The organism is Enterobacter asburiae, assembly GCF_024599655.1.
Taxonomy (GTDB): domain Bacteria; phylum Pseudomonadota; class Gammaproteobacteria; order Enterobacterales; family Enterobacteriaceae; genus Enterobacter; species Enterobacter asburiae_D.
On sequence record NZ_CP102247.1, the window covers coordinates 3,956,352 to 3,970,466 of the forward strand.

The 14,115-nt window shown below is 56.1% G+C and carries 14 protein-coding genes and 1 tRNA gene; 4 read left to right on the forward strand and 11 right to left on the reverse strand.

Annotated elements, in window-relative coordinates:
* Positions 1 to 2 precede the first annotated feature (2 nt).
* The 7 genes from NQ230_RS18855 to dnaQ all read right to left on the reverse strand — a co-directional run bounded on the left by NQ230_RS18855 (position 3) and on the right by dnaQ (position 6,608).
* Entirely contained in the window at positions 3 to 944 is a 942-nt protein-coding gene (locus NQ230_RS18855; RefSeq protein ID WP_159515565.1) for an ABC transporter permease, read from the reverse strand.
* A gap of 18 nt (positions 945 to 962) precedes the next feature.
* On the reverse strand, positions 963 to 2,477 hold the full coding sequence (locus NQ230_RS18860) for an ABC transporter substrate-binding protein (protein WP_201283089.1): 1,515 nt from the start codon (positions 2,475 to 2,477) through the stop codon (positions 963 to 965).
* A 2-nt stretch (positions 2,478 to 2,479) separates the two neighbouring features.
* Positions 2,480 to 3,562, reverse strand: a complete 1,083-nt coding sequence (locus tag NQ230_RS18865) for an ABC transporter ATP-binding protein (RefSeq protein ID WP_257258638.1) — start codon at positions 3,560 to 3,562, stop codon at positions 2,480 to 2,482.
* Complete coding sequence (locus tag NQ230_RS18870) at positions 3,559 to 4,572, reverse strand: ABC transporter ATP-binding protein (RefSeq protein ID WP_257258640.1); 1,014 nt, start codon at positions 4,570 to 4,572, stop codon at positions 3,559 to 3,561. The genes NQ230_RS18865 and NQ230_RS18870 overlap by 4 nt, the downstream gene beginning before the upstream one ends.
* Positions 4,569 to 5,288 (reverse strand): FadR/GntR family transcriptional regulator, encoded by a 720-nt coding sequence (locus NQ230_RS18875; RefSeq protein ID WP_023334601.1) that lies wholly within the window; start codon positions 5,286 to 5,288, stop codon positions 4,569 to 4,571. The genes NQ230_RS18870 and NQ230_RS18875 overlap by 4 nt, the downstream gene beginning before the upstream one ends.
* Positions 5,289 to 5,667: 379 nt before the next feature.
* Positions 5,668 to 5,744, reverse strand: a tRNA-Asp gene (locus NQ230_RS18880).
* Between the two features lie 132 nt (positions 5,745 to 5,876).
* Entirely contained in the window at positions 5,877 to 6,608 is a 732-nt protein-coding gene (gene dnaQ / locus NQ230_RS18885; protein ID WP_055726119.1) for a DNA polymerase III subunit epsilon, read from the reverse strand.
* Between the two features lie 64 nt (positions 6,609 to 6,672).
* On the opposite strand from dnaQ, the gene rnhA reads away from it, so the two are divergent.
* Complete coding sequence (rnhA, locus tag NQ230_RS18890) at positions 6,673 to 7,140, forward strand: ribonuclease HI (RefSeq protein WP_023334599.1); 468 nt, start codon at positions 6,673 to 6,675, stop codon at positions 7,138 to 7,140.
* On the opposite strand, the gene NQ230_RS18895 is transcribed toward rnhA, so the two are convergent.
* On the reverse strand, positions 7,137 to 7,856 hold the full coding sequence (locus tag NQ230_RS18895; protein WP_121425648.1) for a class I SAM-dependent methyltransferase: 720 nt from the start codon (positions 7,854 to 7,856) through the stop codon (positions 7,137 to 7,139). The two genes, rnhA and NQ230_RS18895, sit on opposite strands and share 4 nt — an antisense overlap.
* Positions 7,857 to 7,888: 32 nt before the next feature.
* On the opposite strand from NQ230_RS18895, the gene gloB reads away from it, so the two are divergent.
* Positions 7,889 to 8,647 (forward strand): hydroxyacylglutathione hydrolase, encoded by a 759-nt coding sequence (gene gloB / locus NQ230_RS18900; RefSeq protein WP_257258643.1) that lies wholly within the window; start codon positions 7,889 to 7,891, stop codon positions 8,645 to 8,647.
* Positions 8,648 to 8,715: 68 nt separating this feature from the next.
* Positions 8,716 to 10,080: a murein transglycosylase D gene (mltD, locus tag NQ230_RS18905; RefSeq protein ID WP_257258645.1), complete on the forward strand. Its 1,365-nt coding sequence runs from the start codon at positions 8,716 to 8,718 to the stop codon at positions 10,078 to 10,080.
* A gap of 52 nt (positions 10,081 to 10,132) precedes the next feature.
* On the opposite strand, the gene NQ230_RS18910 is transcribed toward mltD, so the two are convergent.
* From NQ230_RS18910 to NQ230_RS18920, 3 genes are all read right to left on the reverse strand, one after another.
* The gene (locus NQ230_RS18910) at positions 10,133 to 10,906 is read right to left on the reverse strand and encodes a class I SAM-dependent methyltransferase (RefSeq protein WP_213823126.1); all 774 of its coding nucleotides are present in this window, start codon (positions 10,904 to 10,906) and stop codon (positions 10,133 to 10,135) included.
* Positions 10,907 to 10,982: 76 nt separating this feature from the next.
* Entirely contained in the window at positions 10,983 to 11,783 is an 801-nt protein-coding gene (locus NQ230_RS18915) for an endonuclease/exonuclease/phosphatase family protein (RefSeq protein ID WP_024909448.1), read from the reverse strand.
* A 136-nt stretch (positions 11,784 to 11,919) separates the two neighbouring features.
* Positions 11,920 to 13,095 (reverse strand): MFS transporter, encoded by a 1,176-nt coding sequence (locus tag NQ230_RS18920; protein ID WP_257258648.1) that lies wholly within the window; start codon positions 13,093 to 13,095, stop codon positions 11,920 to 11,922.
* Between the two features lie 104 nt (positions 13,096 to 13,199).
* On the opposite strand from NQ230_RS18920, the gene yafC reads away from it, so the two are divergent.
* The gene (yafC, locus tag NQ230_RS18925) at positions 13,200 to 14,105 is read left to right on the forward strand and encodes a DNA-binding transcriptional regulator YafC (RefSeq protein WP_032646938.1); all 906 of its coding nucleotides are present in this window, start codon (positions 13,200 to 13,202) and stop codon (positions 14,103 to 14,105) included.
* Positions 14,106 to 14,115: the final 10 nt, after the last annotated feature.

A 14,115-nucleotide genomic window follows, 5' to 3' on the forward strand; every position in this document is an offset into this window, starting at 1 on the left:
GGTTAACCTCGCATTTTCGGGTTGATAAGGACGTAGAGCACGTCGGCCAGCAGGTTGAGCATCAGGAAGCCAATCGCCACGATCAGCACCACGCCCTGCACCACCGCGTAGTCACGGTTAAATACCGAGTCGACGATCATCTTGCCGAAGCCCGGAATGGTGAAGACCTGCTCGGTCAGCACCGCGCCGCCCAGCAGCTCGCCAAACAGCAGCGTGGTGAGGGTGATGACCGGCACCAGCGCGTTGCGAAACGCGTGCTTCAGGATCACCGCTTTCGGCAGCAGCCCCTTAGCCCGCGCGGTACGGATGTAATCCGCCTTCAGGACCGCAATCATCGAGGCACGGGTGTGGCGCATCAGCGTTGCGGCGAGGCCGGTTCCGAGCACTGACGCGGGCAGCAGCAGCGTGCGCAGGTTCTGGATCGGATCTTCACTGAACGGCACGTAGCCGGAGGCGGGCAGCCACTGCAGGTTCACCGAAAAGACCAGAATCAGCAGGATCCCCAGCCAGAAGTGCGGGATCGAGATCCCCGAGATCGCCACGAAGTTCGCCCCGTGATCGACCCAGGTGTTTTTGTTCACCGCCGCGAGGATCCCCATGCTGATGCCAAACACCAGCGCGATAATCATCGCCAGCAGCGACAGCTCCAGCGTGACCGGCAGCTTGCTGGCAATCAGCTGCGTTACCGGTTCGTGCGTGCGTAAGGAGACGCCCAGATCGCCCTGCAGCGCCCGCGTCAGCCAGTGGAAATACTGCACGGGGATCGGCGCATCGAGGTTCAGCTCCGCGCGCAGCTGGGCGATGACCGCCGGATCGCGCTCCTCCCCGGCCATGGCAATCAGCGGGTCGCCGGGCAGCAGCTTTTGCAGCCCGAACACCATCATGCTCACCAGCAATAGCGTCGGGACGGCCAGCAGCAGACGTTTGCAAATCAGTTCCAGCATGGGTTCTCCTCAGGACGTTTATTTCGCCAGCGTCAAACCCGCCAGACGCACGATGCCGTCCGGGTACGGCTTAAAGCCCTGCACGCTTTTGTTCAGACCGAAAATGCGCGGCTCGAAGTAGAGGTAGGCAATCGGCATGTCGGTTTGCAACTGCTTCACCACCTTGTCGTACAGCGGCTGGCGTGCGGCCTGATCGGTGCTCTGGCGCGCCTGGGTCAGCCATTCGTCAACCTGCGCGTTGCTGTAGCGGCCGTCGTTAAGCGTGCCTTTGCTGTTGATAAAGCCGTAGATGCTGCCGTCCGGATCCGGGCGTCCCGACCAGCCAGAGAAGCTCAGCTGATAGTCACCGCTCTGCTGGCGATCGAGCAGCGTGGCGAATTCGGTCATCTGCAGGTTCAGGTTAAATCCGGCCTCAGCGACCATCGCCTGCAATACCTGGCCCACCTGCTGCGAGGTTGGGTTGTTCGGCACCAGCAGGTTGACGGTCAGCGGCGCGGTGACGCCTGCCGCCTTCAGCAGCGCTTTGGCTTTGTCGACGTCACGCGGCGGAACCGGCAGGTTAACGTGATACGGGCTGACCGGTGAAAACGCCTGGTTGGCCGGGGTGTAGAGCCCTTCAAAGACCACCTGGTTTAACGCATCGCGGTCAATGGCCTGAGAAAACGCCTCGCGCACGCGGGCGTCCTTGAACGGATCGTTGGCCGGCACTTTGCCGTTGTTGATGTTGAAGGTGATGCCCTGATAGCCCAGGCCGGTTACCTTCGCCAGCGCCAGCTTGCTGTCGGCTTCGACGGTTTTAACGTCACTGGCGGCGATGCCTTCGGTCAGGTCGAGATCGCCCGCGCGCAGGTTCGCGAGGCGCACGGAGGCATCCGGGATCGGCAGATAGATAATTTTGTCGAAGTGGTAGGCGTCTTTGTTCCAGTAGTTGTCGAAGCGGGTCAGCACGATGCGGTCCTGGGACACGCGGCTGTCGAACTTGTACGGGCCAGAGCAGACCGGGTGGGCGGCAAAGTCAGGCTTTTTCGCCGCCTCGGGGGCCATCATTGCGCCCGCGCGGTCGGTGAGCTGCATCAGCAGCGCGGCATCGGGCGTTTTCAGATGCAGGGCAATCTGCATCGGGCCGGTGACCTCGACCGATTCAACGGAGGAGATCTCGCTCTTACGCAGGGAGCCTTTCAGGGTCAGGGCGCGGTCGAGGTTGTATTTTGCCGCGGCGGCATCGAATTTCTCACCGTCGTGGAAGGTCACGCCGTCGCGCAGATTGAGCGTCAGGGTTTTACCGTCCTCACTCCACGCCCAGTCTTTAGCCAGACCGGGAACAACCTTCAGGTTTTCATCCACGTCCACCAGCCTGTCGCACAGGGAGGCAAACACGAAGCGGCCATAGTAGGTGCGCGCCAGATGCGGGTCGAGCATGTCCGGGTCAGCGCCGAGACCGATTCGCAGCACGCTTTCAGAATGGGCGGGCAGCGCCGCGCCAAGCAACATAACACTTCCCAGTACGGTCAAAAGAGAATTACGCATTGTCATTATCATGAGTTCCTTGAAGGAAGGGACGAGTGAGTGGCCGCGTGTTCAAACAGCGCGCGGCGGCGCAGAAAAGCGGCGGATGGCGGTGCTACCTGGATAACGCTGCGATCGCGGTTGATCTCCTGCCAGCGGTGGCAGACAACCTGACGTCCGCCGTCGAGCACCTGATTGATCGGCTCGACCTGGCGGCATTCATCGGTAACGTACGGGCAGCGGGTGTGGAAACGGCAGCCGGACGGCGGGCTGGCCGGGTTGGGTAGATCCCCCTGCAGCAGCGGCGCATCTCGCTCAACGCCCGGCTGCATCTGCGGCGCCGAGGCGATCAGCGCCTGGGTATAGGGGTGCAGCGGCGCGTCGAAGATCTCGTCGACGGTGGCAAGCTCGACGATTTGCCCGAGGTACATGACCGCCACGCGGTCGCTCATATGGCGGATCACCGCCAGACCGTGGGCGACAATCACCATCGTCAGCCCAAGCTGGTGCTTCAGGCTTTCCAGCAGGTTGACCACCTGCGCCTGAACGGACACATCCAGCGCGGAGACCGGCTCATCCCCCAGCAGCAGCTTCGGTCCCGAGGCCAGCGCGCGCGCAATGCCGATACGCTGGCGCTGCCCGCCGGAAAACTCGTGCGGATAGCGTCCGGCCCAGGCGGCAGGCAGGCCAACGGTTTTAAGCAGCTCGGCAACGCGGTACTGGCGATCCGCTTTTTTCATGTTCTGATGCAGCCACAGCGGCTCCCCGACGATCTGCTCCACCGTCATGCGCGGGTTGAGCGAGGCGAAGGGATCCTGAAAAATAATCTGCAGCTCGCGCCGGAGCTGGTTCAGGCGGGCACCGGAGGCATCGGTGATCTCCTCCCCCTGGTAAAACACGCGCCCTTCGCTGGCGGCCAGCAGGCGCAGCAGCAGACGACCGAGCGTAGATTTCCCGGAGCCGGACTCGCCGACGATCGCCAGCGTTTCGCCCGGCATCACGGAAAGCGAAACGCGATCGACCGCCGTGACAAACCGTGCCGGAGTAAAGAGCTTTTTGGGGCCGGGGAAAAGCTTGCTGAGGTCACGGGCTTCAAGAATGGGCGTGGTCATGCGATTTCTCCCAGGGCAATGTGCTGTTCGAGCGGCACGCGGAAGCAGGCGACCTGATGGCCCGCGCCGAGCGCGGTGAGCTGCGGTTTTTCATCATGGCAGCGGGACTGTGCAAACGGACAGCGGGTGGCAAAACGGCAGCCTTTCGGCATGGATTCCGGGAGCGGGACCGATCCGGGAATGGTGGAGAGCTGGCCCTTGCGTGCGCCAAGAGAAGGAATCGAGCCCATCAGGCCGATGGTGTACGGATGCTGCGGGTCGGCGAATATCGCCTCCACGCTCCCCTGCTCCACCACCTGCCCGGCATACATCACGGCGACCTGCTGAGCGACTTCCGCCACGACGCCTAAATCGTGGGTGATCATCAGCACCGCCGTGCCGGTTTCCTCTTTTAAGGCGTTGAGCAAGGCGAGGATTTGCGCCTGGATGGTGACGTCGAGCGCGGTGGTGGGTTCATCAGCAATCAGCAGTTTGGGATGGTTAATCAGCGCCATCGCAATCATCACGCGCTGGCGCATGCCGCCGGAAAGCTGGTGGGGATATGCTTTCAGGCGCATCTCTGCCGCGGGGATCTGTACCTTCTCGAGGATCTGCAGCGCGATCTTCATCGCCTCTGCGCGCGAGACGTTCTGGTGTCGCATCACCGCTTCGCTGAGCTGGTCCCCCAGCGTGAACGCCGGATTGAGCGAGGTCATCGGCTCCTGGAAAATCATCGCCAGCTCGCTGCCGCGCAGATCGGCATATTCGCGCGGTGAGAGCTTTCGCAGGTCGTGGCGGCGAAACTGCATCTCACCGCTGACAATCTGCGCGCTGGCAGGCAGTAACCCCATCAGCGCCAGTGAGGTGATACTTTTCCCGCAGCCGGACTCCCCCACCAGCGCCAGCGTTTCGCCCGCTCTGACGGTCAGAGAAATACCATCCAGCACGCTAACCGGCGAGCCAGCAAACGTAACGTTGAGGTTTTGCACTCGCAATACGGGCGTGGCGTCCTTAAAGGGTATTGTCGTCATGGCGTGAAGTCGTCCTCGAGGTGAATCGCCTGAATCAGGGCGGTTTGCAGGCTGAGCAGGTGTTCGCGCATGGCGGCCGCGGCTTCATTAGGCTGGCGATGGATAATCGCAGACATGATCTTATGGTGGTGGTCGTTATAGCTGTCGACGCGTTCGGGGGTGCGCGCCAGCTCGCGCAGATGCTGCCAGCCCGGTTCACGCCGCACGGCATCAATGGCATCAAACAGGCCGAGCATCAGACGGTTCCCCGCCGCCTCGGCAATCGCCCGGTGAAAGGCGCTATCCCAGAGTTCGTTGAGATCGCGGTCATCCGGGCTGACCTTATCGATGCGTTCCAGCATGCGCTGCATCAGCGCGAGGTTTTCCCTGGTGGCACGCAGTGCCGCAAGCCGGGCTAAGCCGGGTTCGAGCTGTAGACGAGCTTCCATCACTTCCAGAAGGTTGGTTTGCTGAACCAATCCCTGAAGGGCCAGCGGTTCAACAGGTGCCGCCGGGCCAATAAAGGTCCCTTTGCCCTGCTTACGCCAGATGCGCCCCTCTTCTTCCAGCACGTCCAGCGCGCGACGCACTTCACGTCGTCCTACGCCGAGAGTGTCCGACAGCTCACGTTCCGTGGGCAGCGGTATGCCTGGTGTTGACTCATGCTGGTTGATAAGCCCGCGCAGCTGCTCAAGCGCGGTGCTGGAATTTGCCAGAAACCGTGACGGTTTTTCCATATTGGTTCGCTCGCTTTCATCATTGCTTTATTTTTATTAACGATAAGTTATTGATATGGAATGAAGCTTATCGTGCTAATGATTAAGCAATAACCAAACCAATACGAAATTGGTTCGCTAATTTTTTGGAAAGCGGGAGATAACCAAATGATTCTGCGTGAATTATTTTTACAGAAAGAAACATTCTGACTTCGGTCTGAAGAGAGGAGTGGTGATGAAATGCACAATATCAGTGCAAATAACGCACTACAACCGTGCAATTGTTAATTAATTGCACCATATGTATTAACTTTTTGTTAACGATAGATGGGGGGAAGAGATTACAGCTCGCTGAAACGACGAAGGCCTGAATCATTTCTGATTCAGGCCTTCTGAATAGTGGCGGAACGGACGGGACTCGAACCCGCGACCCCCTGCGTGACAGGCAGGTATTCTAACCGACTGAACTACCGCTCCACTGTTCCCGTTTGGGGAACGAGGCGCATATTACGGTGCGCCTCCGATCTCGTCAACGCTTTTTCTCACGTTTTGAATCGTTTGCTGCAAAAATCGCCCAAACGATGATTTTACAGGCATTCAGGCGTTTTTTCAGGCGCGCCACATACAGCTGCCGCCCTTCTTCTGGACCAGATCAAGCCGGGATTCGTGGTTATGAAGCTCTTCATCACTGGCTAAAACAACCCGCAACCGGCTTGCCTGGCGGACAACACGCTGAATGCCCGCTTCGCCCTGCGTCTGCTGGGATTCATTTTCCATACTGAACTTCATTGACGTCTGCCCGCCGGTCATAGTCAGATAGACATCCGCCAGGATCTGGGCATCGAGCAACGCCCCGTGGAGCGTTCGCTTGGTATTGTCTATCTCGTAGCGCGAGCAGAGCGCATCAAGGCTGTTACGCTTGCCGGGAAACATCTTCCTTGCCAGCGCCAGGCTGTCCGTCACCTTACAGAAGGTGTTCGTCTTCGGGATATCACGATTTAGCTTGCTGAACTCATAATCCATAAAGCCGATATCGAACGATGCGTTATGGATGACAAGCTCGGCGCCCTTGATATATTCCAGGAACTCGTCAGCGACATCCGCAAAAGTCGGCTTATCCAGCAAGAACTCATCGGCAATCCCGTGAACGCCGAACGCTTCCGGATCCACCAGCCGATCGGGTTTGAGGTAGACGTGGAAGTTGTTCCCCGTAAGACGACGGTTCACCACTTCAACGGCGCCGATCTCGATGATCTTATGCCCTTCGTAGTGCGCGCCGATCTGGTTCATACCGGTGGTTTCGGTATCGAGGACAATCTGGCGAGTAATTGCAGTGCTCATAGCGGTCATTTATGTCAGACTTATCGTTTAACTGAACGTTTCGAATACAGGAAGTCTACCAGAGATGCGTAAACAGGTAGAAATTTTCACCGATGGATCTTGTCTCGGTAACCCAGGACCCGGCGGCTACGGCGCGATTATGCGCTATCGCCAGCACGAAAAAACTTTTAGCGAAGGCTATTTTCTGACCACCAACAACCGAATGGAGTTGATGGCGGCCATCGTGGCGCTGGAGGCGTTAAAAGAACATTGTGACGTGGTGCTAAGCACCGACAGCCAGTACGTGCGTCAGGGGATCACCCAGTGGATCCATAACTGGAAAAAACGCGGCTGGAAAACCGCCGATAAGAAGCCGGTCAAGAACGTCGATCTCTGGAAACGTCTTGATGCTGCGCTGGGCCAGCATCAGATTAAGTGGGAGTGGGTTAAAGGCCACGCAGGCCACCCGGAAAACGAACGCTGCGACGAACTGGCGCGTGCTGCGGCATCCAATCCCGCACATGAAGATGCGGGATATCAGCCCGACGTTTAATCTGTTTTTTTGTACTGCCGCGTGGCGCCGACGGTCTGGCGGATGGGCGTTTTCGACTTGCTCTGCTTCATGGGGTTAAGCGTAAGGGGAATGGTTCGCTTACGCGCGACGATAAACTGCAAACAGCCCAACGCCGGGAGATGGGTGCTCAACACGACGCCCCCCTGCCGCGCCCAGGGCAGCACCTGAAAACCTCCGTAGCAGAGCACCTCAAAGTTCAGCAGCGAAAGCCAGTCGAGCTGGCGCATCATGGTGAACATCCGGCTGTTGTAAGGTGGAGCCCGGCGTAGCACCGGTACTAGCTTACGCAGGCCCATCAGGCTTAGCGGATTGAATCCGCTAAGTACCAGCCAGCCGTCATCAATCAGCACGCGATCGGCTTCGCGAAGCAGACGGTGCGGATCGCTGCACCAGGGCAGCGTGTGGGCGAGCAAACACGCATCGACGGATTTTTCCGCAAACGGCAGATGCAACGGGTCTGCTTTTACCTGAACCGGCGATCCACCGAGAGAGACGTTGACCTGATGCGAGATAGCGCAGCTTTCGGTATTGATTTCCGCGCTGAGATTGCCAATCTTAAGCAGGTGAAAGCCATACATTTTCGCGAGCCAGGGCTTCAGCTGTTGTTCTAACGCTTCGCGATAGTATTCACCCCAGGGCAATTCCGCCCAACGTTCCGGTGCTGCGACAGTCTGAGGTATCCTTGCCGGTTTCATCAAAACACCCGCCACGCTATAAGAGGTAATGTATGAATCTTATCAGTATTCCAGCCTTTGAGGACAATTACATCTGGGTTTTGGTTGACGACGATCGTCGATGCGTCATTGTCGATCCCGGCGAATCGGCCCCTGTTCTGCGTGCCATAAAAGAGAACGGCTGGCAGCCAGAAGCCATTCTGTTGACGCATCACCATCACGATCATACTGGCGGCGTGCCTGAACTGCGCGCCCATTTTCCGCATCTGGTGGTTTACGGACCGGCAGAGGCACAAGATAAGGGCATCACGCAAGTAGTCGAAGAAGGCGAAACTATCCTCATACGCGAGTGGGAGTTTTCCGTATTTGCTACACCAGGTCACACTTTGGGACATCTGTGTTTCTACAGTAAGCCTTATCTTTTTTGCGGCGATACGCTGTTCTCCGGAGGCTGTGGAAGACTGTTTGAAGGTACGCCAGCTCAAATGTACCAGTCTTTACAGAAGATTAACGCACTGCCCGATGAAACAATCATTTGTTGCGCACATGAGTATACATTAGGAAATATGAAGTTTGCTGTGAGCCTCTTACCCGAGGATCGAGCGATTCAGGATTATTATCACAAAGTGAAGGAGTTACGTGCAAAAAACCAAAAAACACTACCCGTAATTCTGAAAAACGAGCGCCAGATTAATTTATTTTTACGAACAGATGATATTGATTTAATTAATAAAATTAACCAAGAAACAAATTTGCAACAACCAGAACAGCGATTTGCATGGTTAAGGTCAAAGAAAGATAACTTCAGATAATTGCGGGTTGCCTTTTCAAAATTTCGCCGTTATCATCGCTCGTCTTTTAAGCAACTATTGACACACACATGAAGGCAAAAGCGATATTACTCGCCTCTGTCCTGCTTGTAGGTTGCCAGTCGCAGAACGGCAGCAACGTACAACAGCACGCACAGAGCCTTTCTGCAGCTGGTCAAGGGGAAGCAGGGAAGTTTGCAAGTTCGGCGCGCTGGATGGACGATGGAACATCTTTCGCGCAGGATCAAGACTTGTGGACCTCTATTGGCGACGAGCTAAAGATGGGAATTCCGGAAAATACCCGGATTCGCGAACAGAAACAGAAGTATTTAAGTAATAAGAGCTATCTCCACGATGTAACGTTACGGGCAGAGCCGTATATGTACTGGATAGCCGGGCAAGTTAAGAAACGTAACATGCCTATGGAGCTGGTACTCCTACCCATAGTGGAGAGCGCTTTTGACCCACACGCGACGTCTGGCGCCAATGCCGCAGGCATTTGGCAGATCATTCCGAGCACCGGGCGAAACTATGGTCTGAAACAGACCCGCAACTATGATGCGCGTCGCGATGTTGTCGCTTCAACGACAGCCGCTCTCGACATGATGCAACGTCTGAACAAGATGTTTGACGGCGACTGGCTGTTAACGGTCGCAGCGTATAATAGCGGCGAAGGTCGTGTACTGAAGGCAATGAAAGCGAATAAAGCACGGGGTAAATCCACCGATTTTTGGTCGCTCTCACTGCCACAGGAAACAAAGATTTACGTACCGAAAATGCTGGCATTGAGCGATATTCTCAAGAACAGCAAGCGTTACGGTGTACAACTGCCAACACCAGACGAAAGTCGTGCACTGGCGCGCGTTCGCCTCAGCAACCCGGTTGATATTCAACGGGTCGCTGATATGACGGGTATGTCGGTAAGTAAATTGAAAACCTTTAATGCTGGCGTTAAAGGCTCAACCCTGGGGGCAAGTGGCCCGCAGTATGTAATGGTTCCGCAGAAACATGCTGAGCAGTTACGTGAGTCTTTAGCTTCTGGTGAAATCGCCGCCGTTCAGTCAACGCTGATCGCGGATGCATCATCAGTTAGCAGCCGCAGCTATAAGGTTCGTTCAGGTGATACGCTTTCGGGCATTGCTTCACGTCTTGGCGTGAATGCGAAAGATCTGCAGCAGTGGAATAATCTGCGCAGCTCCGGCTTGAAAGTGGGTCAGACTCTGACGGTAGGTGCAGGTAGCAGCGCACAGCGTCTCGCCCGCAATAGCGATAGCATTACCTATCGCGTGCGCAAGGGCGATTCACTGTCCAGTATCGCAAAACGACACGGCGTAAACATCAAGGATGTGATGCGCTGGAACAATGATACTGACAATCTGAAACCTGGCGACCAGCTGACGCTGTTTGTGAAGAACAGCGCTACGCCAGACTCCTGATAGCACGATCGAAAGATAAAAAGGCACCGATTCCCCTCGGTGCCTTTTTTGTTTATCCCGCTTTTTGCGCTTCAGCCATGATGGTATCGCTGGTAAACGAGCCGTCGTCCTGCAGTTCAAAGTACGCCTTCACCTCTGCGGACGCACTCTCCTGATACAGCCTGATCGCCTGGCTTAATGCTTCCGGGGTGCGCATACGCGCAATCCACGAGCTGAACTCCAGCGGTAAGCGGTCTGTTATTAATGAGCGCGCAATCAGGCCTGCTTCAGTGATAAATGACAACCACTCTCCGCTGGCGTAGTTTTGTACGTGCGAGGTATCGCGCAGCGCTTCGACCGTCTGCAGCCAGATATTGCGCACCGGATGTCCAGGGGACATCACATCCATAATAATGAAGATGCCACCCGGCTTCAGAACACGTTTGACTTCGCGTAATGCCTGGCCGACATCATGCCAGTGGTGCGCGGAGTAACGGCTGATAACCACCTCAAACGACGCATCGTCAAAAGGTAAGGATTCGGCATAGCCCTGGCGCGTATCAATGTTGTCCAGCCCCTTCGCTTTCGCCGCCTCGGCAACAACGTCCAACATCTGGCTGGATAAGTCATACGCGGTAACGTGCGCGACCTGCTGCGCAGCCGCAAAGCTGGCATGCCCTGCCCCGCAGCCTAAATCCAGCACGTGCGCCTGCGGAAACGCCGCCAGACGCTCACCGAGACGCACCAGATCGCGGCCAGAAGCATGCACGGCGCTGCTCAGATAGGCACTTGCCTGAGAACCAAACTGTTTTTCTACGTTGTCATGATGGGAATGTGCTGTTGTCATCGTACTGTCCTTTGTTGGTTAAAAATAAAAGGGCAGCACCCGCGCAGGTCTGCCCCACGGCAGACCTGACACACCATTATTTATCAGGTTTGCCGGGACTGAATTCAACTAGTAGAGGATTGTGATCGGAGGCGCGCGTCACCAGAACAGAGGCGTCATGCACGCTCAAACCACGATAGAAGACAAAATCGAGAGGACGACCAAAGGCTTTTTTGCGCTGGTCATCGCTAAAACGAACTTCACGCAGCGACATTTCGCGCGCAAAGCGATACAGCGCATTCATGCGCGGACGGCTCCAGGCATTGAAATCGCCTGCCATAATGATGGGGCCGCTGTGATGGGCAATCTGATCGCCAATCGGAAGTAACTGCTTACTGTAGACATCCACGCCCAGGCTGAAATTGACCGCGTGGATATTCACGACCATCAGCATTCGGGTATCCGGCAGCGGATAGACCGTCACCAGCGCCGATTTCGCCAGACGCAGGATAGGCTCACGTTCACGCAGAGGACAACAGTAGACCGGATGAGCTGCTGAAAGTGTCATCACACCTGAGGGGTGTTGTGGCAGGACAAATGCAGGCACCTGGTCGGCGGCAAGATAGTTCGTGGTGGCAAACCGTACCAGCTCAGGGGTGGTTTGCGCCTCCTGGAGCAGAACCAGGTGGGCATCTTTTCCAAAATTCTTGAGTACCGATAACCACTCGGCACGCTGCTGCTTAAAGATATTCCACACCAGTACACGGATTTTCTCGTCGCTGCTTAACGGTGTGCCGGCGGGTAATGCCTGGCTTATGCTCGCAAATGACCCCGGAGGCAAGATCCTCTCCGCGGGCATTCCGGCAACATAACGCATGGCATAGGTATTTTTTCGCACTTTTGGAAACAGCCTCTGTAACATGAACCAGCCCGGAAAACGGACTGGTTCTAATGTTATAGGGACTTTAGGTCATACTTTCAACGCAATTTCTGAGAAACCGCTTTCCAGTTTTGTAAGCAAGCACTTACTGATGTTAACCCAGCGCGACGCGAGCAGGTTTATCAAGGCGCCCACTCAGGCCAATCAGCAGGAAGGCCACCAGGACAATCACCGCGCCAATCCACGGAGTCTGGGTTAACCCAACATGCGCTACGGTTTGCCCGCCAATGATGGAGCCCAGCGCAATGCCAATATTAAATGCGGCAATGTTCAGACCCGATGCCACATCCACCGCATTTGGCGTATAGAGCTCGGCTTTCTGGACAACGTAGACCTGAAGCCCGGGCACATTACCAAAAGCAAAGATCCCCATGACCAGCACCGTGACCAGCGCGGCGTAGTGTAGCGAAGCCGTGAACTGGAAAATCATCAGCAGAACAACCAGGGCGGCGAAGATGAATTTCAGCGCCGGTACCGCACCATGCTTATCTGCAAGCTTGCCGCCCCAAATATTGCCAATAGCAACGGAAATACCGTATCCCAGCAAAATCCAGCTCACGGCATTAGGGGAAAAGCCCGCCAGGTCCTGCATCATCGGCGCCAGGAAGGTGAAAGCGGTGAATACGCCGCCATAGCCCAGTGCCGTGACCGTGTAGATGATCAGCAAACGCGGATGCGTGAGCACCTTCAGCTGATCGCGCAGGCTCGCGCTCGCCCGGCCCGGAATATTCGACGGTACCAGCAGCAGGCTGGTCACCAGGGCGATGACACCCAGCAAAGAGACGGCAAGGAACGTTTCGCGCCAGCCGAAGTGTTGAGCAATGAACGTTCCCAGCGGTACGCCCGTAACGAGTGCAACGGTCAGCCCACCAAACATGATCGCAATGGCTGAAGCCGCTTTCTCTTTAGGTACCAGACTGGTTGCAATAGTGGAACCAATCGAGAAGAACACACCGTGCGCAAGGCCGGTCAACAGACGAGCGATAACCAGCGTGGTGTAGTCCGGCGCCTGCCAGGCCAGCACGTTGCCGGCGGTGAACAGCACCATTAATGCAACTAACAGCTGCTTACGTGGGAAGCGTCCGGTCAGGGCCGTCAGCACGGGGGCACCGACGGCAACGCCCAGGGCATAGATGGACACCAGTAATCCGGCGGAGGGCAATGAGATTGCAAGCTGGTTAGCAATAGTGGGAACCAGACCCACGATAACAAATTCGGTCGTGCCAATTGCAAAGGCACTGATCGTCAGGGCAAGTAGCGCCAGTGGCATAAAATACTCCGTATCATCAGGATTAAGATGACAGGCAGTATGCGCCAGTGCTTAAATAACAAAAATGGTCAAAATCTCAATAGAATTTTGCAGGTGGTGCAACAGTGAAAGCAACATCAGAAGAGCTGACAATCTTTGTCGCCGTCGTTGAAAGCGGCAGCTTTAGCCGCGCGGCCGAACAGCTGGGTCAGGCTAATTCGGCCATCAGCCGTTCGGTAAAAAAACTGGAGATGAAGCTTGGAGTGAGTCTGCTCAACCGAACGACGCGGCAGCTGAGCCTGACGGAAGAAGGAGAGCGTTACTTCCGCCGCGTGCAGTCGGTACTGCAGGAGATGGCCGCAGCGGAGACGGAGATTATGGAGACCCGCAGCACGCCGCGTGGATTGCTGCGCATTGATGCGGCCACGCCGGTGGTGCTTCACTTTCTGATGCCGCTGATCAAACCTTTTCGCGAGCGCTATCCGGAGATGACGCTCTCGCTGGTCTCCTCAGAGACGTTTATCAACCTCATCGAGCGTAAAGTGGATGTGGCTATCCGGGCGGGAACCCTGACAGATTCAAGCTTGCGTGCCCGCCCTCTGTTTGCCAGCTACCGCAAAATTATCGCATCACCAGAGTATATTGCCGAGCATGGTAAACCGGAGACGGTTGAAGAATTGAAGCAGCATCTGTGCCTGGGTTTTACGGAGCCGGTGTCGCTAAACACCTGGCCTGTCGCCTGTCATGATGGTCAACTTCATGAAATTACCTGCGGATTATCCTCCAACAGCGGCGAAACGCTGAAGCAGCTGTGCCTTACCGGGAATGGCATCGCCTGTTTGTCGGATTACATGATTGATAAAGAAATTGCGCGCGGTGAGCTCGTGGAGTTAATGGCCGATAAGCGTCTACCGGTAGAGATGCCTTTTAGCGCGGTGTATTACAGTGACAGAGCGGTGAGTACGCGCATTCGTGCCTTTATTGACTTCCTGAGTGAACATATAAAAACAGCTCCCGGAGGAGCTGTGTGAGGGTTCAGGT